This window comes from Methanobrevibacter sp., assembly GCF_045220775.1.
Taxonomy (GTDB): domain Archaea; phylum Methanobacteriota; class Methanobacteria; order Methanobacteriales; family Methanobacteriaceae; genus Methanocatella.
Genome location: NZ_JBGUWC010000078.1, coordinates 41,881 through 61,779 on the forward strand (window position 1 = coordinate 41,881; position 19,899 = coordinate 61,779).

Below are 19,899 nucleotides of genomic sequence, written 5' to 3' on the forward strand. Positions count from 1 at the left end.
TTTTAAAATTCAAGCTCTAGGGTTACTGGACAGTGGTCTGAGCCGTATATTTCTGATAATATTTCAGCTGATTTTACATTACTCGCCATTTCCTCATTGACATAGAAATAGTCGAGTCTCCACCCTGCATTCCTTTCGCGTGCGCGGGTTCTGTAGCTCCACCAGGTAAAGTTGTTTTCGCCTTCGTCAAACATTCTGAAAGTGTCTACAAAGCCAGCCTCTTCTAGCTGGTCCAGCCATGCGCGTTCTTCAGGCAGATACCCTGATTTTCCTTCACAGTTTTTAGGATTGTAAACATCAATCGGATTGTGGGCAATGTTATAATCCCCAGTAATTACTAGATTTTTTCCCTGATTTTTGAGCTCAACAAGTTGCTCCAGCAAAGCGTCACAGAAGGCGACCTTGAAGTCAAGCCTTTTGGCTTCCATGCCGCTGTTCGGGAAGTAGATGTTGTATAAGATAAAGTCGGGATATTCGATTCTCAAAACCCTGCCTTCGCTGTCGAGTTCCTCTACGCCAAGCCCCCTTACGACTTCTACAGGCTCCATTTTCGAGAATGTTCCGACACCGCTGTATCCTTTCTTTTCAGCTTCATTGAAATGTGAATGAAAACCTTCCACATTAGCCAATTTCTTTGGAATCTTGTCATGGGTTGCCCTTACTTCCTGAAAGTTTATGATGTCCGCATCGGTATTGTCAAACCAGTCCCAAAACTCATCCTTTTTGGTGACTGCCCGGATGCCGTTAACATTCCATGAAACCAGCTTGATTGACATTATAATTCGACTCCCCTATCAATAGGCAATTCGCGAAGCCATTTGATGTCGCTTTTGTAGAGCATACGGATGTCTTCCACATCATACCTGATCATTGCAAGCCTTTCAATACCTAAACCGAAAGCCAAAGCAGGCTGGTTGATTCCAAGAGGTTTCAATACTTCTGGCCTAAACATTCCAGCTCCTCCAAGCTCAATCCAGCTTTCCTTTTCTTCCAGATAGATTTCGGTTTCGGTAGACAGATAAGTGTAAGGGAAATATGCCGGCCTGAATCTTACTTCAAAACCTAATTTCTTATAGAACTCTTTTAATGTACCTAAAAGGTTTTGATAGCTGATTCCTTCATCGCAGACAAGGCCTTCGACTTGGTGGAATTCAGGCAAGTGCTTATAGTCAAAGGTTTCTCTTCTGAATACCCTTCCAACAGAAAACATTTTAATTGGAGGTTCATGTTCAAACAGGTGTTTTGTGGATATTCCGGTAGTGTGGGTCCTTAACACGCTTTGGCGTGCGATGTCTTCACTCCAGTCATATTGCCAGCCGATTGAACCGGTATCCGCACCGGTTTCATGAGTTTCAGCAGTGAGCTTAACAAGCGCATCATCAGGCAAATCGCAGGTCAATGGATTTTTGAGATAGAATGTATCCTGCATTTCACGGGCTGCGTGGTCTTGCGGTTGGAAAAGGGAATCGAAATTCCAGAATGCGGATTCAACAAATTCCCCATTGTCTTCTGAAAATCCCATGTTCAAGAAAATCTCTCTGATTTCATCAATGATGACTCTTAACGGGTGTTTTTTGCCTGCAAAAACCACTGGCGCTTCTGCGGTAATGTCATAAGGACGGTACTGTAGGCTTTTCCATTCGCCATCCTTTAATTGTTGGTGTGTTAATTGAGTGGCCTGTTCCTGGATAATAAACCCTTCATTTAAAATAGCTTCACCTTTATCCAATAGTTTAAAAGAGTGTGAGGTATTCTTTTTAACTTTTAAAATGTTTTTCCTGTCATTGAGCTTTTTGAATCCGTCAAGCAATGCATCATCCAACTTGCCTTTGATGATGTTTCTGGCTTCGGTCAAGTGATTCAGCAATTCTTCATCGTCACCGATTTTATCACTGGCTTCATCACCGAGGTCTGTTATTTTGACTACTCCCTTATCGATTTGAGCCCAGTTCTTACGGCGCAGCCAGCCGATAGCGATGTTTGTCTCTTTCTTGTCAATTCCTGAAGCATCGGCCAGGTCTTTCATAGGCAATTCCTTTTTCTCGACAAGAACCTCTAGAATCTTACGTTCCGGAAGGCCTTTATCGGCATAGTCCAAACCTGCATCGGTTAGGGAAATGACCTCTTCAACATCCTTTTCAACTTCAATGATGTCCTTTGAAGCAAGGGATCCTGCTGCACTCATGACCGCCTTAATGTCCATGCCGGTATTTTCGGCAATTTCCTCGGGAGTCGCATTCGGATTCGCTTCAAGTTCTTTTAAAAGTTTCTTTTCATAAATATGCAATTCATTAATGGTTTTTTTAATATCCTCACTCATTTAAACACCAAAAATTAAGATTAATAATATGATAATATATGTTTAAAGTGATTTATAAAGATAGTGTAAAATTTAAAAAAAATAGAAAAAAAGACAATTAGAAAATAATTCTATTGCCTGTCCAATCGATTTCATTGAAAGCGTCAGCCTTCTTTTCATCTTCGAGATATTGTGCCATATCCCTGTATAATTTAACCCTAAAAATATCCGGATAAGCTATATATAGCCTGTCGCCATTAGACCTTGATTCCTTCATGTAGGTTTGCTGAAACTCGATGATAGTATCATCTTCCTTGTGGAAATGATGAACCTCATTTGCACACAATATCTTGAAGTGCACAAAATCATCTTTCAACAATTCATTTACCAAATCCTCTATCAAAGGAGGGTTCTTTACATCTTTATTATACCTTATTTCCATTTTTTCACCCGTAACAGTTTTCTATATAAGCTTGTTAGATTGATTTTTCAATTTCCCTCTTGATTATCTTCACACATTCTTCAGCTTCTGCGTCAAGCCTGAATGGGTCGTTTGCGCTTACATCATAATTATCCAAAACATCTGCAGCATTGATTGTTTTAAATACTTCTATGCCCTTATTTTCCAAAATGGTGTTAACACAGTTGTTGGTGCATCCGTTTATGGCTATTATAGGATATTTTTTAAGAGCATCATTGTTTTTGCCATCGATATCCGCTGAAGTTGATCCCATACAGATTGAGATTACATTTTCATGCTCTTTTCTGCAGTCTCCAACGGCAACGCGGGATACCAGTCCGTTTGCGCTCATTCCATTGCAAGGAGCCAATGCTATTTTTTCCGCCATATTATCATCCTATTCAAAATTTGATTTCAAGTAACTGACAAATATTGAAGCTGCTGTCAAATCGGCTGTTGTTCCGGGATTCAATTTGTTGTTGAACAAAAAGTCATCGAATTCCTTAAGCCTTTCTGCAAAGTCGGGTTCATCCTTCAAATTAAGCAAGTCCCTGACCATCATGGATACCTTCAGGGCCTCATCCGAACCGTACTTTCTTGAGATTAAGGTATCCGGCACTTGAGACAGTATTGTCAAGAATGTCAATATGCAAGCTTCGTTTTGAGTTTTTTCCTGTTTTAATTCATGATAAGTAGGATAACCTATTTCAAAAACGGCCGGCATGTCACTTGTCATCTCACGGGCCAGCATATCCCATGGAGCTGAAATCTTTAATACGTCATACATGGTTTGGTTATTATCCCTAAGCTCCTGCTTGGCGCTGTCGCTTGCTACATCATATTCGTCTTGATCGCCCATTCCACCGGCGTCGGCAATGTTGATTGCATCATACAAGTCACATGCATCGTCAACTGATGTATTTCCCATCACTATCTTAACGTTTTCTCTGATGTCATCGAATGAATCGCTTATGGCAGCCGCAACGGCAATAGGAGTTATCATCATGACAATTCCAAGGTTGGTGTTGTTATTGATCCACCTGTCGGTTTCGGCAACTGCCTGCAGGATGTATTTTCCCAATTTCGGATTTTCAACATCAACATCAGTGCATGCTTCACGAATCGCATCTCCAATTACAATTCCACTTATTATGAAGTCTTCAAAGACCATATCATCATAGTCACGAGTCCTGTGAACATTTCCCGGTTTCGGATAGCCGCTTACCTCTAAAGCAGAAGCAATTTGAGCTATTTTTGCAATTTCTGATGCATCCATTTATATCACATCATTTAAAAGTAAATAGGGTGCAAAGTTAGTGATTATTAAGTCTGCTCCAGCTCTTTTGATTGAAAGCAATGCTTCTGTTATTGCCCTTTCAGTTAAATATCCTTTATCAATGGCTGCCATTATCATGGAATATTCCCCGCTTACATTATATGCAACCAAAGGCAGCATGAACTCATCCCTGACCATGCGAACCACATCCAAATATGGAAGTGCAGGCTTTACCATCAAGAAGTCAGCGCCCTCTATTACGTCAAGCTCGCATTCACGGATTGCTTCTAAGGAATTTCCAGGATCCATCTGATATGATTTTCTGTCGCCCAGATGTGGTGATGAGCAGGCGGCTACCCTGAACGGCTCATAGAATGCGGACGCATATTTTGCTGAATAGGACATTATCATTACGTTTTCATATCCTTCATCATCCAAAGTCTGTCTGATTGCTCCGACCCTGCCGTCCATCATGTCTGAAGGCGCAACGATGTCTGCACCCGCTTCAGCATGAGAAAGCGCTACTTTGGCAATGTAAGGCAATGACTCGTCATTCAGTATCTCAATTCCATCATCGGTGTCCTCATTTTCCCTTATCATTCCGCAATGGCCATGAGAAGTGTACTGGCATAAGCATACGTCGCTTATAACAACAAGATTTGTTTCTTTTTTAAGTCTTCTGATTGCCTTTTGGACAATTCCTGTTGCTGAATAGTCTGGAGAAGCTATTTCATCTTTCGTATCTTCCTTTGGAATTCCAAATACTATTATTGATTTCAATCCTTTGGCTTCAAGCTGCTTTGCAAATTCGACTCCGCTGTCAAGGGAGTACCTGAATTCACCCGGAAGGGAGGATATTTCCTCTTTTTCATCCCCCTCCAGCTCTTCCTTGAAGTAAATCGGATAAATCAAATCCTCTTTTTCGAGTTTAGTTTCACGCACGATGTTTCTAATCTTTGCATTTTTTCTAAGTCTTCTCATTCTTGTAGTTGGGAATTGCATAATAATCACTTGATTTAATATTTCAATTTGAAATTATTTAAAATTGACAGTTATTGATTTGATTATGTGAAATTGATTTAATATAAAAAAATTAGTATAATGCTGTAAAATTGATTTAAAAAGATAATAATTGTTTATAAATAAATTAGGGAAATATTTGGAAGTTATTTGGAAAAAAATATATATGCTGACTTTTTTAGATATAATAATGCAGACGCCTGTTGAATTTAAAGTGATATAAATGAAAATAAAAAAATTTAACGGATTTGATGAAAAAGGATATCTCCCCTATGGAATATACAACATGAGTCTTGAAGAATCTGAAAGCATATTCAGTGAAGATTCTACTAAAAGAAGAGAGATACTCAAAGAATACAAAAAGCATCTATCAGAAATTAAAAATACTGGATATTATCTTGACCATTGGATTGATGGTAGTTTTGTTACTGCCAAAGAAAATCCAAGCGATATAGATACATTAACTGAATTTGATGGTGAAAAAATCGATGCAAACAATGATAAGCAAAAAATTGATTATTTAATTAATAATTCAAAATCAAAAACCAATGGATTATGTCATTCCTGGAGAGTTTATCGCTATCCTGCATCTGATGAAAAAAAGTATAAAGCTTATTTAACTGCCAAATTAAGAATACTTATCGAATTATTCAGTAGTGATAAAGATGAAATACCTAAAGGGATAGTGCATTTAATTGAGGCAACATCATGAAATTTGAAACAATTGAAGACTATGACGATTATTTAAATGGAATACTGAAAGATTTAGAGGAGATAGAAGAATATCTCAAGGAGCATCCAGAATCACAGGGTACAAAAGGCAATTATGAAACAATCAAATATGTTTATGACATTTATGAAAACAACAGATTGGAATTTATCAAAACGCTCAGTGAAATAAATTTAAATTTATATGGAAATGAAATGAATAATCCCCTCTCTTTAAATAACATGTACTCACTAGGGAAAAAATTTAATAATACTAAAAATTCAACAATGACCCTTTTAGAATCAAATTACATAGCTACAGAAGATTTACTCATTGATAACATTTCAAAGGGATCATACAATATCAAATTTCTATTTCCAAATCCAACAGAAGAAGATGTTAAAAGAACCTCACTTAGAAAAAAAGGACTTCTCAAAATATTCGATTTTATAAACTGTGGAGACAACATTGAAAAACTAAAAAATGAAGCGGGACCTAATGGCAAAGAAGCATTGAAAAATTATAAGGAATTCATCTATGAACTTATTAAAAACAAAGCAAATTTTACCCTTGACACCGAAAAAGGCACTTTAACAGCCGGATTGACACTCCAACAATGTGAAAATATTTATGAAAATTTAAACATTTAAAAACATTAACATACAAATATTACACTAATTATCAAAAAGAGGCCAAAAATGTCAAATTCAATTGGAGAAAAATTCAGAATAACAAGTTTTGGAGCAAGCCACGGAAAAGCCGTTGGAGCCATTGTTGATGGATGTCCTGCAAATCTTGAATTAAGTGCAGAAGACATTCAAAAGGAACTGGACAAAAGAAAACCAGGAACAAGCAGCGTCACAACTCCCAGAAAGGAAGCCGATGAAGTTGAAATATTATCCGGAATCTTTGAAGGAAAAACTGACGGAACACCCATCACTGGAGTAATCTACAACAAAAACCAAAAATCAAAAGACTATTCCATGTTCAAGAATACTCCACGCCCGTCCCACGGCGATTTCGGATGGATGAGCAAATATGGAAACTACGACTACAATGGCGGTGGCCGTGGAAGCGGAAGAGTCACTATCGGCCATGTAATCGGTGGCGCAATAGCCAAAAAGCTCCTAAAAACACAGGGCATTGAAATCATTTCCCATGTAACCCAAATCGGGACCATTAAAGCAGAGCCTCAGGACTTCAATGCAATCAAGGAAAACATTGAGAAAAATCCAATCAGATGTGCAGACATGAATGCTGCAAAAGAAATGGAAGAATTGATTTTGGCAAAAAAACAGGAAGGCGATTCAGTCGGCGGAATCGTAGAGACAATAGCTGTCGGCATGCCTGCAGGCCTCGGAGAACCCGTGTTTGAAAGGCTTGACGGAGACCTTGCAAGAATCCTGATGAACATCGGAGCAGTAAAAGGAGTTGAAATTGGCCTTGGATTCGATGTGGCAAACCGCACAGGCTCTGAAATCAATGACGAATACCAGATTGAAGATGGTAAAATAACCACAAAAACAAACAATTCTGGTGGAATCGTCGGCGGAATGAGCAATGGAATGCCTATAATTTCAAGAATAGCCGTTAAACCTACACCATCCATCTCCAAATGCCAAGATTCGATTGACCTGGAAAAGATGGAAAACAAAAAAATAGAAATTAAAGGCAGACATGATCCCTGCATCTGTCCTAGAGTGACAGTCGTAGCCGAATCAAGCACTGCAATTGTCCTTGCAGACCATATGATTCGCTCTGGATTCATCCACCCGACTAATTTGGAAAATAATATTTAATCTCTTTTTATAATTGAAAGCTCGTCAAACTCCTTATTTTTAAAGGATGTTTGATATGAGTTTCTTCTGCCGCTGTTGAACAATGCATGACTGGTACTGTGCATTGATGATTCAACATCCTTAAGTGAAATCAGCCTGAACTTTTTGGGATTGTTGTAATTAACATTGAATGACAATCCGTCAAATGCGGCAATGGTTTTTACACCTGTCCTTTTGGAAATCTTTTTGGCTTCAACGACAGGGTTATTTGATATCATCTTAAGGCCCAAATGTGTCATTACGGCAACCTTCGGTTTCACCTTTTCGATCAGATCCACGAAGTTGCGGGAACACATGTGCCCCGGAATGGTTCTGTTTCCAGGCCTCAACACGCTGGCAATCAATATGTCGGCACTTTCGTGTTGGTCAGCAAGCTCTTCGAAATATCCTGTGTCTGAAGTGTATGAAACCTTAAATCCGTTATAATCTATCTGGAAGCCGACACCTGTAGGGTCGCCATGTTCTGTTTTGGTACCCTTTACCTTAATGCCGTTTACTTCATTGACTTCACCAGGATTTAGAATAACAGTATCGGATTTGGATTGATGGTATGATGAGATGCATGGCCCCCATTTTTCAAAACCTTCCAAAACGCTTTTGCTTCCGAATATTGTACCGTATTCCTTGGTCATTCCGCGTGTGATTGCTTCAATGAGAATTTCAGCATCATTATAATGGTCAGTATGCGCATGAGTGACAAAGACACCACTCAGATTGCGAGGATCGAATCCGAATTGGTAAGTCCTGATAAGCGCACCTGGACCCGGATCAATATGATAGTTTTTGCCGCCGAGATTATCTATTCTGAACCCGCCGGTCATTCTTCTCTGTGAAATGGCAGAAAACCTTCCGCCACCACTGCCTAAAAATGTAATCTTCATTTAAATCCCCAATCACAATGAACATAAAATTATATCACATCTAAGAGAGGATTTATCTTTTTTAAGGCATAGATTTTCATCTTTAATAACTACTTTGTCTCCAACTTTGATATCTTCGCTTTCTGTAAACATTAAGACATTTTCGCCTGGACCTGCTAACTGTTTCCAGTTGTCATCCACAGCCTGTGTCTTATCGTTTAACTGAACTTGTATCATGTTACCATCAATTGAAACAACCTTGCCGACATTACCATTATCTATGATTTTGTCAGCCATTTCAATTTCCCTGCTTTGTTGCAGTAGTTTTTCTGCTAATTCCTGTCTAAATTTAGTCAAGACCTTAATGTCTTGGTCAATTGTCATGTTTAAATGTCTTTGAGCACTTGTATCTGAGAAACTAGGTTGTTGTATCAGTACATCAAACTTGTTGCCAACAGTAGGGGTCTTGGAAGCCACTTCAGTCAAAATAGCTTCAAAGACATCTCCCATATATCTCAAGCTTTGGGAGGATTTCCATTCCCTTGAAATCAGATTTTCGGCCAATTCCTTTGCATATTTGTTACCGAAAATGATGATTCCTTTGGAACCTGCCTTACGTGACTTGGTATCTGAACCTATCAATTCAACAATTTGATAACCGTTAGTTGTACCATAAATCCTTCTTCTTCTTGTTTCAAAAGTTCCTTTGGTGCTTACTTCACCACGAATACAATTTCCAACGACTTTCAGTTTGCTGGCATCATCTGTGATTTTAATTGAAATCCCCAGTTCTGCCGCCCTGTTTAAAAAGTCTTCGTCGTTGTCAATGACTCCTTCATATAATTCCTTTTCTAATGTATCCAAATTCTCTTTATCACCGAAATATCCTATTTTTCTTTTATCGGCTGCCATTACACATCCTTTTTTTCCAATGTAAGCGATAATTAAGCTCATAATATCTCCTGAATTTGATATCTTAAAATCTTAAAATATCAATAGTTTATCAATTAATATTTAATTATGTTTATCATACATTATATAGTTTAACTGATGAAATTGAAATGTCTATAAAAAATAGAATTAAAATACCAAAAAAAATGAAAAAGGCCTAAAAATTGTTAAAACTATCCAATAAGAATTTAACCATATGTTTAAACAATATATTTAAATAATAATATAACATATATTATATTAGAATAATTGTTAATTATTTATCATTATAAATTAACATGACAATTATAAAACCAATATGGAGAGAAATTTATGATCGATCTCAATAAGATGTTTAAACCTGAATCTGTGGCTGTTATTGGAGCATCCAATACACCAGGAAAAGTTGGACATATTATTGTTGATAACCTTATCAACGATGGCTTTGAAGGCGCAATATATCCAGTAAACCCTAAAGGCGGAGAGATTCTTGGTAAAAAAGCATATGCGAATATAAAAGACATACCTGAAAAAGTAGACTTGGCAATAATTACCATCCCTGTTGCATTCGTAAATCCTACTGTAAAAGAATGCGGTGAAGCAGGCGTAGAAAACATGGTAGTCATTACCGCCGGATTTAAAGAAGTCGGCGAAGAAGGGGCTAAATTAGAAGCTGAACTAACAGCACTTGGTAAAGAATATGGAATAAACATTATTGGACCAAACAGTTTAGGAATCACCGATTCCCATACCCCGTTAAACGGATCATTTTCACAGATGATGCCACCAACAGGAAACATGGCATTCATTTCACAGAGTGGAGCTATGATGGTAGCTATCATCGATTGGAGCGTAACCTCCGGAATTGGATTCAGTAAAGTTATCAGTTTAGGAAACAAAGCCGGTGTAAGTGAAATCGAATTGCTTCAATACCTAGCTGAAGATGATGAGACTAACGTAATCATCTGTTATTTAGAGTCAATTTCCGATGACGAGGACTTTGTAAGGACCATGAGAGAAACCGCACACAAAAAACCGATTATTGTCTTAAAATCCGGTTCAAGTTCCGCTGGAGCGGCCGCTGCATCCTCACACACAGGAGCGCTTGCAGGAAGTGACCTTGCATTCGATACCGCATTCAGGCAATCCGGAATCATGCGTGTAGAAACAATGGCAGAATTATTTGACTTAGGTTTAGCATTCTCCAAAGCACCGCTTCCAAGAGGAGACAATGTAGCTATCATTACCAACGCAGGTGGTGGAGGAGTACTTACCGTAGACGCAATGGAAAAAGTAGGATTGCAACTCGTACAATTCGATGAAGAAACTACTGCAAGATTAAAAGAATGTGTTACTGAAGAAGGTAGTGCTAAAAACCCTATTGACGTATTGGGAGATGCACCAGTAAGCAGATACAAAGAATCCTTGGAAATCGTATTAAGTCAAGATGAAGTTGACAGCCTAATCGTTATGGTTTGTCCTACCGCATCAGCTGACCCTGATGGAATTGCACAAGCAATTTTAGAGGAAAGAAAAGAATTTGACAAACCTATCATTGTAGTCAACATGGGTGGACCTTCATTTGAAGCTGCAAACGAAGCTTTAAGAGAAAACGGTGTGCCAACATACGTATTCCCAGAAACTGCAGTAACTGCCCTTGAAGCAATGACTAGATATGCTCAATTAGAAAACAGAGTATACGACGATGTCGTTGATAAGGTGGATGACGTTGACAAAGATGCAGTAGCTGCAATATTCGAAAAGGTTAAAGCTGATGGAAGGGACACATTGCTTGGTAGTGAAGCATACGCAGTAGCTGAAGCATATGGAATTTCAGCAGCACCAATCAAATTATCAACAAGCGCTGATGAAGCGGCTGCACTTGCAGAGGAAATGGAATTCCCTGTTGTGCTTAAGATTGCATCCGACAAAATATTGCACAAGTCAGATATCGGCGGTGTAAAAGTAGGAATAACTAACGCTGAAGAAGCAAAAGCAACCTATGAGGAAATCATCGCAAACGCCAAAGCAGCTCATCCTGACATTGTTCCTGACGGTGTGGAAGTGCAAAAGATGATGGATTCCGGTGAGGAAGTCATTGTCGGTATGATAAGAGACAAACAATTCGGACCTATGATTGCATTCGGTATGGGTGGAATCTACGTTAACCTTATTGAAGATGTGGAATTCAACCTCGCAAAAGGAATGAGCTCTCAGGAAATCGATGAACAAATCGAAAAGACCAAAGTATCCAAACTACTTGCAGGATACAGAGGAGAAGCACCTTGCGATGTTGAAGAAGTCAAAGAAGCTATCAAAAGAGTAGCCAGATTGACTTTAGACTTCCCAGAAATATCCGAGTTAGACATTAACCCAATCTTCGTTTACGAAGAAGGTTCAAGCGCACTCGACATTAAAATAAAATTATAATTTCTCTTTTTGAGAAATTACTCTTTTTTCTTTTTTAATAAATTCATGATTAACTAATTTTCGAGCTGATAAGATGGAATATGATTTGAGCAAAGTCGGAGTGGAAAAAGATTTGCAGTATGAATGCATTACAACCACAATCAGCAAAGACGGCATTAAGAATGCAGGCGCATTTGCATTCGTCTATTTGGGCGAAGATAAAGTGCACTGCCATCTCTTTGAAGGATCAAAAACATTGCAAAACATCCTGGATACCAATGAATATGTAGTTAATATAACACAAGACCCCTTGGTTTTCACCTATGCCACACTAAATTGCCTGGGCGATGAATATTATACAGATGATGCTGACATTGCCATCATTAAAGACACTCCCGCTTACATTATCGTTGACGTTGAAGACATTGACATCAAGACTCCTGAAAACTTCCCAATAAATGGTGACAGCAGCATCTATTTCATTACCGGAAAAATCAGAAAATTCGTAATAAATGACGATGGAGCCAGAGCATTCAACAGAGGAATGTCCGGGCTAATTGAAGGACTCGTCAACTTCTCTAGATATAAAATTGTCGGCGAAGAGCAAAGAAAAGTCTACATGGACCAATTGCTTGAAAACCAAAGGATAATCAATAAGGTTTCAGATGAAAAAACCAAAAAAGTGATGGATTACCTAGTAGAACAATATAAAAAATACTGATTTTTAAAAAAAAAGAAAATTAAAGCATAGTTGATTTAACTATGCTTCCCAATATAACATTTGGTGTGGGATAGTTTGATTTAAAATTCCTAAATCCACTTCTAATTTTTGGAAAGAATCCACATTAGCTTTGTAGTCATTATCTAAACCAGAGATGAATGGGAAACTTTCTAATGATTCAGCTTCCACAGCAGGGTCAGTGACAATGTCTTCAGGTAATAATTCAACTACTTTATCAGTAGTACCGTTTTCGATATTGTCATTGATGAAATTGGTTGCTTCTTCATGGATTGCAACAATTTCTTCAGCAGTGTCTTTGTGCTCTTTAATGAAGTCATTTGATGCTACAACAACACAACATGGGTGGCCAGGTAAGATTTCAGAGGAATCAGCTAGCTCGTTAATGTTATCACTATTTTCACCAATACTTACATAAGGCTGGAAAGTAATGGCTGCAGGAATATTATTGGTTTTTAAAGCATCATTAATTGATGGAACTTTCATTGCAGACTCATTAATATCATCTAATGATAAATCATGCTGTTGTAAGTAGGCTGAAAGTAACACATGTTGAATTGAAGCTTCACCAGGAGTAGCAATAGTTTTTCCTTTTAATTGGTTAGCAAAGTAAATATGTGAATCTTCAGTTACAAGAATACCTGATCCTTCAGTTTGAGCAGCGGAAATAACTTTAACAGGTACGCCCGCAGAAATGGATGATAATACAGGAGCAATTCCTACATAACCAACATCAACATCTCCACTAGCCATAGCAGTCATCAAGTCTCCACCATTGTTAAATTGGACAAGTTCAGTAGTAATGTTTTTATCAGCATACATGCCTTTAGCATCAGCGACAAATAAAGCTGCGTCGTGATCTGAAGGCAAGTAACCTATCTTTACAGTGTCGTCTCCTCCTCCTAAAAAGTCGAAAAGACCAGCACTGGCTGAACCCATTACTAAAAATGCAGCAAGTGCTAACACTAAAACAAATGTAATCTTTTTATTCATTTATAATCACCAAATAATTAAGTTAACTTAATTACTAATTATAGTATTATGAATTAACTATAAATATATTACTTAAGTTAACAATTGTTATATAGAATCCCTTGATATAGTATTAACTAATTGAGTATATAAACATTTTGTAAAAAAAAAATAAGATGGAGGCAGTTAATTAACTACCTTCCCAAAAGATATCCTCTTCAGAAATAGGATTTTTCAAGACACCCAAATCAACTTCCAGGTTCATGAAGTCCATTACATCCTGTTTGTAACTGTCATCAAGTCCTGAAATGAACGGGAAACTGGAAATAGCTACTTTTTCAACTTCAACATCGGAAACTATATCTGATGGAATCATTGAAGCTGCTTCATCAGGATTGCTGTTGATGAATTCTGTAGCGTTTTCATGAATTTCCAAAATGGTATTGGTTTCATTAGGATGTTCTTCCAGGAACTTATCTGATGCAACTACAACACAACATGGATGATTTGGCAAAATGTCCTGTGAACCTGCAAGCACTGTAGCACCGTTTTTCTCAGCGATAGTGACATAAGGCTCAAAGGTTATCATTCCATCAATCTTATTTGTCTTGAGCGCATCATTCATTGAAGGGACTTTCATTGAAGATACTTTTAAATCATTTAAAGACATTCCATTCTGTTCCAAGTAATATTGAAGCAGCATGTATTGGATTGAAGCTTCACCAGGAGTTGCAATAGTTTTTCCTGCAAGGTCAGAAACTGAACTGATTCCTGAGTTTTTAGCAACGACCAATCCGCTTCCTTCAGTTTGAGCGGCGGAAATGACTTTAACAGGAACCCCTTTTTGAATAGATGCCAAAACAGGAGTGATACCTACATAACCGACATCAACATCTCCACTGGCCATGGCGGTCATCAGGTCACCACCATTGTTAAACTGAACCAATTTGGTGTTGATGCCGTTAGAGGCAAATTGTCCTTGAGCATCTGCAACGAATAGCGCTGCATCGTGATCGGAAGGCAGATATCCAATAGTTACGGTTTCGCCACTGCTTGTTAGGAAGAATGCTCCAACAGCAACAATGGCTATGATTGCAATAATGATTGCGATAATTTTATTATCCATTTTATCACCTATTATTAAATATACAGAAAAAATTATTAAAGGTTTTGATTATGGTAGCTCAAAAAATTGACCAGTGCATGAAACCTCACGGCGAAGAGGGTATTGAAACCATCAAAAGAATGAATGAAGACCATAAAAACATCACTGAATTCGCATTTGGCTGCATCAATATAGGAAAAGACTATAGAATACTTGATATTGGCTGGGCGGTGGAGTCAACATTGAAAAATTCCTTAAAGCGACTGAAAATAATGTGGATGGACTGGATTATTCGGAAGTGTCCATCAGCGAATCAACCAAAAGAAATCAGAATGCTGTTAAAGAGGGAAGATGTACACTGATCCAAGCAGACGTTACGGATATGCCCATTGAAGATGAAACATATGAACTCGTCAGCGCATTTTCAACAATATTCTTCTGGCCGGATTTAATTGAAACCTTTAAGGAGGTCCTGAGAATCGTCAAACCGAACGGGCAGTTCATGATAGCTCAGGGAACCGACGGTACAAATCCGGAAGACAAAGAATGGATCAATCCTGATGAGGGAATAAACGTTTATACAGGAGATGAACTGGAAAGATATCTGTTGGATGCTGGTTTTAAAAGTGTAGAAATCTTTAAAAAGGAAGGAACTTATTTATTAGTGGTTATCGCTGAAAAATAGCTTAACCACCATAAATAATCTGAACTAAATTAATTTCATCGCCATCATTGATTACACTGTCTTCGATTGTCAACTCGCCATTCTGCTTTGCAACGATGGTTTGGGCAGACAATTCCAATTCATCCAATAAATTCCTTATTGTAAAATTCTCTTTTAAATCTCTTGTTTCATTTATGTCTTTAAATTTTAACTTATATTCCATAATTTCACATCATCTTAAACTTCAATATTTCAGCAAAATATTAACAATTGTTATATTATTTTATTACAATATAAGTTTTTCTAAATAATATCAAATATAATATAAAACTGTTCAAATACGAAATTACAAAAAATTCCAATTTCAAAACATTTATATATAAATATTACACAATTATAATTAATGGAAAAAAATAACTATTGTTATATTATAAAATTTCGAAGGGATTTTACATTTTTCCATTAAGCTCGGGTAAAAATCTTTCAAATAAATTGTTTTATAATCTCTAAAAATATATATTAAAGTAGATTATGAAAAGACTCCTTAAAATGAACTGTGAAAAGGCATCAACTTGATGCCTTAAATTATTTAAAAGAGGATAACATGAGCTTAGAAAATAAGATAAGTATTGTTGAAGATATCTTAAAAGACAAAAAAGTGGCCATTGGCTTTTCAGGCGGCGCTGATTCTACATTAATAGCATATTTATCTTCAAAAGTTGCAGCTGACACATTAGCAATTACAATCGATAACCATTTGCTTCCGACAGGTTTTGTTGAAAATACGAAAAGAATTGCAGAATCCTTTGGAATAAAACATGAAATAGTGAACATTGACTTTTATGAAGATGAATACTTCCTAAGCAACGATTCAAAAAGATGTTATACCTGCAGAAACCTGATGTATTCAAAAATCAAAGAGGTTGCAGGTAAAAATGGTTTTGATTTTATTTGTGATGGAAATAACATCAGCGATTTGGTAAACGACAGACCTGGAATACTGATAACTTACAAAAATGACTTTAAAACTCCATTCATTGAAGCGAAACTAACTTCAAAGGAAATACACAAATACTTAAATGACAATGGCATTCCATATTCCCGATCAACAACATGTCTTGCAACAAGGCTTCCGACAAATACTCAAACGACTCATGAGAAAATCAAGAGGATAAGCTATTGCGAAGATTATATTCTAGCAAACACCAATTGCGAAATTGTCAAAGTTAGAGATTTAGGGGAACTTGGTATTATTGAAGTGGACAACATAAATGAATTATTGAGTAAAGATAAATTTATTAACATCAACGATGAATTAAAAAGCAAAGGATTCAAAAAGATTGCACTAAATTTATCACAAATCGATGATGATGAATACATTGTCATTGAGTATAATGGCGGTTCATTTTCATACCCTCTTCCGTTTACAATAAACATTGAAAATACAAAAAATCAAATCAAAGATGCCGTTTTCAGTGATGATGAAAGAATTGAAGTTGAAAATATAGAAATATTCGAAAATGGATTGATTAAAGGTCATGATTTTGAAACTTATGAAGATGCGCTAGATGCATTTATGGGTGTATTGCCAAAACTAAGGAGAAATATTAGGTGAAAAAATGCCAACAAGATACATAGGTGATGGATACTGGGAAATTGCTTCCCGTCAAATGAGTATAGTAACTAGAAGCGAACAGGAAAGATTTAAAGATGCTAAAATCACAGTTATCGGCTGTGGCGGAATCGGTGGTGAAACCATAGAAATGCTTGCAAGAATGGGAATTGGAGAACTTGTCCTTGTTGATAAAGATGCATTTGACCTATCAAATCTAAACAGACAGACTTTAGCCACAATTAATGATTTAGGGCTTGATAAAAGTGCAGTAGCAAAAGAAAAGGTCAGATTAATTAACCCTTACGTTAAAGTAACTACATTCAATGAACATGTGGATCAGACAAACATCGATAAAGTAATCGGAGATTCAAATATCGTCATTGACGCATTAGATAATGTTTTGACAAGAGTAATCGTTTCAAGAACTGCAAAAGAAAAAGGAATCCCATACATTCACGGAGCAATCCATGGAACATTAGGACAGATTACAGTATTCCTGCCAAACAGCGACAAGACATATGAAGAGATGTTTAATCTTCCATCATTAGGTAAAGAATTAACAGAAGAAACAATTGAAGCTTTAAAAGGAGTGACATCCGGAGTTCCACCAGTAATTGGACCTACTCCAAACCTGATTGGATGTCTTGAAGCATTTGAAGCTTATAAAATAATAACTGGAGTCGGCAAAGTCACCGTTGCTCCAAAAATATTGACATTTGATTTATTGGATTTAAGTTCATTTTCATTAGATGAACTATAAATCATCTATTTTTCCAAATTTACGCGTTCGGGAGCTGTGAAAACAGTGAATCTATTATCCCGAACAAAACCAACCATCGTAATGTTGCCTGCACGAGCCACATCAATACCGGATGATGCCGGTGCCGCATTTGAAATAATGATTGGAATTCCAACCCTGATTACCTTAATCAGCATGTCCGCAGGCATTCTTCCACTATAAGATATATAACATTTTGAGAAATCATATCCCTCTTTTGAAGCCGCTCCAATTACCTTATCAACTGCAACATGACGGCTTACGTCCTCACGAATGATAATCTTATCTTCATATTTCAATTGGGCGACATGGACCCCACCTGTTTTCTGCCAGATTTTAGCCTCATCGGTCAAATGTTGAATGTCCTTGATAATTTGAGTTGCATCAATCCTTAAATCTGATGTGTTTGGTTCGATTGTTTTTAGCTCGGATCTGATTCCACCGGCATTATCGGAATTTACCCCCTGATATTCTAGCAGTCTGCACACACAGGCATGCTCGCAATTGCCCTTTCTCTCCTGAACAATACCTTCCTGTTCCAAATCCTCTTCAGGGTCATGAGTAAGCTTTGTAGAGACCAGAACATTGGTTCCATCAAGTTCAATGGAGTTGATGTCAGAATAGTCTTTAATCAACCCTTCCCCTAAACAATATCCTATAGCAAAGTCCTTTAAATCCTTAGGATATGTTGAAAACTTACGGGGAGGCAAATAATCAATGAACAAATAAGTGTATTCATCATCAACGCTGTTTTCCTTAATTGTTTCATAGCCTCCATCTTTCCATTGAATAACATCAGTTTGTCTTATGAACTCCATAAAATCACCTTAACATACTATTTGCCGACCAATGCAATGTTTAGATATTTCTTCAATTCATCACACTCTTCCGGATCGGCATTCTTCAGACTATTAATGCTTGTTTGCTTGTTATTTTTTGACAATTCAACATGAGTGTTAATGTATCCATGTTCCTTAATCAGTTTCAGAAGCCTTTTTCCATATGTCAAATCAGGATTTGAAATACGATTAAGCATTAGACTTAGAGTGCGGTCTTCATCTATGCCCAGCACTTCACACATGCCATGCATTTCATTGATGATATCTGCTGCCCAGCTTTTAAGGGTTACTTCCTCGCCATCCCTAAGCAATCTCATTGATTCGACATAAGCAGATTCAGCAGTTGCCTCTTCATTATATTTGGCTTCCTTTTGCCAATCCTCATAATCGGACTCATCCTTAATGAACATATATATCAAAAACAGATGCAGGAATTTCATGTCATGCATTACAAGTCCACATTTATAAAATGGATTGATATCCAAAGTCCTTATCTCAATATATTCAATTCCATCATTTTCTAAAGAATTCAACAAGTCTTGAGGGTTCTTTGGCTTTAATCTAATCTGAGTGTATAGCTCTTTTGCCTCGGACAAATCCCCCTCATCGATGAATTTGTTAATGTCACTAACAAATTCCTTCACTGAGTCGTAAGATGGATATAGCTCCTTTAAGTTCTTATATCCGCATGAAGCGTTTCTAAATGATGGACCTTTTGTTGAGTAGAAACTTCCGTAATCGTCCTGCTCATCCATCAGATGCAAACAATCATTAGAGAATGTCTTATGTGAACCTATTGAACAGCCGGTCAGATATATAATCAGCCAGCAGTATCTTAGGTAGTTTCTAGCTATCTTCAAATAAACGTTATCCTTAAACTCCTTAAAAGTTAGATCAGAGCCTTCCATGCCATATAATTTGTTTAATAAATCATCTGAAAATGAAAAATTAAAGTGAACTCCTGAAATCATCTGCTTTTTGACACCGTATTTTTTTGCCAGATCTTCACGGTATTTTTGAGAAGATATTCCCTCTTCGGAATATTGGGCAATTGGAATCTGGTCCCAATAAGGCAAAATACATGGAATTGATTGAAACCACAGATATTCATCTTCAGGCAGTGATGCATTGACAATGTCAGATAACAATGAAAAATTGTCAAATGCCTTGTCAATCGAATCGAAAGTCGGTGTGATTATTTCGATTTGGCTTTCTGAAAAATCCGTGGTTACAACAGGATTTGTTAGCTTATCACCAAATACCTCCGGATGAGGGGTTAATGATAGCTTTCCATCACCTTTTGCCCTTAAGCTTTCCCATTCTATCCCAAACGAACCAGCCAAGATTTCATCTACAGATAACTTTGATACGTTTAATAAATTCATT

At 37.2% G+C, this 19,899-nt stretch carries 22 protein-coding genes; 9 read left to right on the forward strand and 13 right to left on the reverse strand.

All coding sequences use genetic code 11. The features are described from left to right. Nucleotides 1-2: 2 nt before the first annotated feature. The 6 genes from ACJROP_RS04780 to hemB form a co-directional block, all read right to left on the reverse strand. On the reverse strand, nt 3-776 hold the full coding sequence (locus tag ACJROP_RS04780) for an exodeoxyribonuclease III (RefSeq protein WP_406534341.1): 774 nt from the start codon (nt 774-776) through the stop codon (nt 3-5). Beyond that, nucleotides 776-2,320, reverse strand: coding sequence for a phenylalanine--tRNA ligase subunit alpha (locus ACJROP_RS04785; RefSeq protein ID WP_406534342.1), 1,545 nt, complete (start codon nt 2,318-2,320; stop codon nt 776-778). The genes ACJROP_RS04780 and ACJROP_RS04785 overlap by 1 nt, the downstream gene beginning before the upstream one ends. A 97-nt stretch (nt 2,321-2,417) precedes the next feature. Then, nucleotides 2,418-2,741 (reverse strand): hypothetical protein, encoded by a 324-nt coding sequence (locus ACJROP_RS04790; protein WP_406534343.1) that lies wholly within the window; start codon nt 2,739-2,741, stop codon nt 2,418-2,420. 34 nt (nt 2,742-2,775) lie between these two features. Then, complete coding sequence (locus tag ACJROP_RS04795; RefSeq protein WP_406534344.1) at nt 2,776-3,147, reverse strand: putative zinc-binding protein; 372 nt, start codon at nt 3,145-3,147, stop codon at nt 2,776-2,778. Nucleotides 3,148-3,156: 9 nt separating this feature from the next. Further along, nucleotides 3,157-4,035, reverse strand: coding sequence for a triphosphoribosyl-dephospho-CoA synthase (locus ACJROP_RS04800; protein ID WP_406534345.1), 879 nt, complete (start codon nt 4,033-4,035; stop codon nt 3,157-3,159). Then, entirely contained in the window at nt 4,036-5,037 is a 1,002-nt protein-coding gene (hemB, locus tag ACJROP_RS04805; RefSeq protein WP_406534346.1) for a porphobilinogen synthase, read from the reverse strand. A gap of 241 nt (nt 5,038-5,278) precedes the next feature. Here hemB and ACJROP_RS04810 point away from each other — a divergent pair, with 241 nt between their 5' ends. The 3 genes from ACJROP_RS04810 to aroC are packed head-to-tail and all read left to right on the forward strand — an operon-like array spanning nt 5,279 to nt 7,563. Continuing rightward, nucleotides 5,279-5,767: a DUF6932 family protein gene (locus tag ACJROP_RS04810; RefSeq protein ID WP_406534347.1), complete on the forward strand. Its 489-nt coding sequence runs from the start codon at nt 5,279-5,281 to the stop codon at nt 5,765-5,767. Then, nucleotides 5,764-6,414 (forward strand): hypothetical protein, encoded by a 651-nt coding sequence (locus ACJROP_RS04815; protein ID WP_406534348.1) that lies wholly within the window; start codon nt 5,764-5,766, stop codon nt 6,412-6,414. The genes ACJROP_RS04810 and ACJROP_RS04815 overlap by 4 nt, the downstream gene beginning before the upstream one ends. A 48-nt stretch (nt 6,415-6,462) precedes the next feature. Then, nucleotides 6,463-7,563 (forward strand): chorismate synthase, encoded by a 1,101-nt coding sequence (gene aroC, locus ACJROP_RS04820; protein WP_406534349.1) that lies wholly within the window; start codon nt 6,463-6,465, stop codon nt 7,561-7,563. On the opposite strand, the gene ACJROP_RS04825 is transcribed toward aroC, so the two are convergent. Continuing rightward, nucleotides 7,560-8,483: an MBL fold metallo-hydrolase gene (locus ACJROP_RS04825; protein WP_406534350.1), complete on the reverse strand. Its 924-nt coding sequence runs from the start codon at nt 8,481-8,483 to the stop codon at nt 7,560-7,562. The two genes, aroC and ACJROP_RS04825, sit on opposite strands and share 4 nt — an antisense overlap. A gap of 12 nt (nt 8,484-8,495) precedes the next feature. Next, on the reverse strand, nt 8,496-9,416 hold the full coding sequence (locus tag ACJROP_RS04830) for a DUF2121 domain-containing protein (protein ID WP_406534351.1): 921 nt from the start codon (nt 9,414-9,416) through the stop codon (nt 8,496-8,498). Between the two features lie 309 nt (nt 9,417-9,725). Here ACJROP_RS04830 and acs point away from each other — a divergent pair, with 309 nt between their 5' ends. Beyond that, complete coding sequence (gene acs, locus ACJROP_RS04835; RefSeq protein ID WP_406534352.1) at nt 9,726-11,822, forward strand: acetate--CoA ligase alpha subunit; 2,097 nt, start codon at nt 9,726-9,728, stop codon at nt 11,820-11,822. A 73-nt stretch (nt 11,823-11,895) separates the two neighbouring features. Beyond that, entirely contained in the window at nt 11,896-12,522 is a 627-nt protein-coding gene (locus ACJROP_RS04840) for a DUF447 domain-containing protein (RefSeq protein WP_406534353.1), read from the forward strand. Nucleotides 12,523-12,561: 39 nt separating this feature from the next. Here the strand turns inward: ACJROP_RS04840 and ACJROP_RS04845 are convergent, their stop codons facing one another. Together ACJROP_RS04845 and ACJROP_RS04850 are read right to left on the reverse strand one after the other, a co-directional pair. Continuing rightward, a complete protein-coding gene (locus ACJROP_RS04845; RefSeq protein WP_406534354.1) occupies nt 12,562-13,533 on the reverse strand; it encodes an ABC transporter substrate-binding protein in 972 nt (323 codons plus the stop codon). Between the two features lie 169 nt (nt 13,534-13,702). Further along, on the reverse strand, nt 13,703-14,638 hold the full coding sequence (locus ACJROP_RS04850; protein WP_406534355.1) for an ABC transporter substrate-binding protein: 936 nt from the start codon (nt 14,636-14,638) through the stop codon (nt 13,703-13,705). A gap of 50 nt (nt 14,639-14,688) precedes the next feature. On the opposite strand from ACJROP_RS04850, the gene ACJROP_RS04855 reads away from it, so the two are divergent. Together ACJROP_RS04855 and ACJROP_RS04860 are read left to right on the forward strand one after the other, a co-directional pair. Further along, the gene (locus ACJROP_RS04855; RefSeq protein WP_406534356.1) at nt 14,689-14,979 is read left to right on the forward strand and encodes a hypothetical protein; all 291 of its coding nucleotides are present in this window, start codon (nt 14,689-14,691) and stop codon (nt 14,977-14,979) included. Beyond that, the gene (locus ACJROP_RS04860; protein WP_406534357.1) at nt 14,892-15,302 is read left to right on the forward strand and encodes a class I SAM-dependent methyltransferase; all 411 of its coding nucleotides are present in this window, start codon (nt 14,892-14,894) and stop codon (nt 15,300-15,302) included. Before ACJROP_RS04855 ends, ACJROP_RS04860 begins: the two co-directional genes overlap by 88 nt. Nucleotide 15,303: 1 nt before the next feature. On the opposite strand, the gene ACJROP_RS04865 is transcribed toward ACJROP_RS04860, so the two are convergent. Next, nucleotides 15,304-15,504: a MoaD/ThiS family protein gene (locus tag ACJROP_RS04865; RefSeq protein ID WP_406534358.1), complete on the reverse strand. Its 201-nt coding sequence runs from the start codon at nt 15,502-15,504 to the stop codon at nt 15,304-15,306. Nucleotides 15,505-15,885: 381 nt separating this feature from the next. On the opposite strand from ACJROP_RS04865, the gene larE reads away from it, so the two are divergent. Both larE and ACJROP_RS04875 read left to right on the forward strand, forming a co-directional pair. Next, on the forward strand, nt 15,886-16,896 hold the full coding sequence (gene larE, locus ACJROP_RS04870; protein WP_406534359.1) for an ATP-dependent sacrificial sulfur transferase LarE: 1,011 nt from the start codon (nt 15,886-15,888) through the stop codon (nt 16,894-16,896). Between the two features lie 4 nt (nt 16,897-16,900). Then, complete coding sequence (locus tag ACJROP_RS04875) at nt 16,901-17,656, forward strand: HesA/MoeB/ThiF family protein (RefSeq protein ID WP_406534360.1); 756 nt, start codon at nt 16,901-16,903, stop codon at nt 17,654-17,656. A 5-nt stretch (nt 17,657-17,661) separates the two neighbouring features. On the opposite strand, the gene fdhD is transcribed toward ACJROP_RS04875, so the two are convergent. Further along, the gene (gene fdhD, locus ACJROP_RS04880; RefSeq protein WP_406534361.1) at nt 17,662-18,492 is read right to left on the reverse strand and encodes a formate dehydrogenase accessory sulfurtransferase FdhD; all 831 of its coding nucleotides are present in this window, start codon (nt 18,490-18,492) and stop codon (nt 17,662-17,664) included. A gap of 17 nt (nt 18,493-18,509) precedes the next feature. After that, the gene (locus tag ACJROP_RS04885) at nt 18,510-19,898 is read right to left on the reverse strand and encodes a glutamate--cysteine ligase (RefSeq protein ID WP_406534362.1); all 1,389 of its coding nucleotides are present in this window, start codon (nt 19,896-19,898) and stop codon (nt 18,510-18,512) included. Between the last annotated feature and the right edge of the window lies 1 nt (nt 19,899).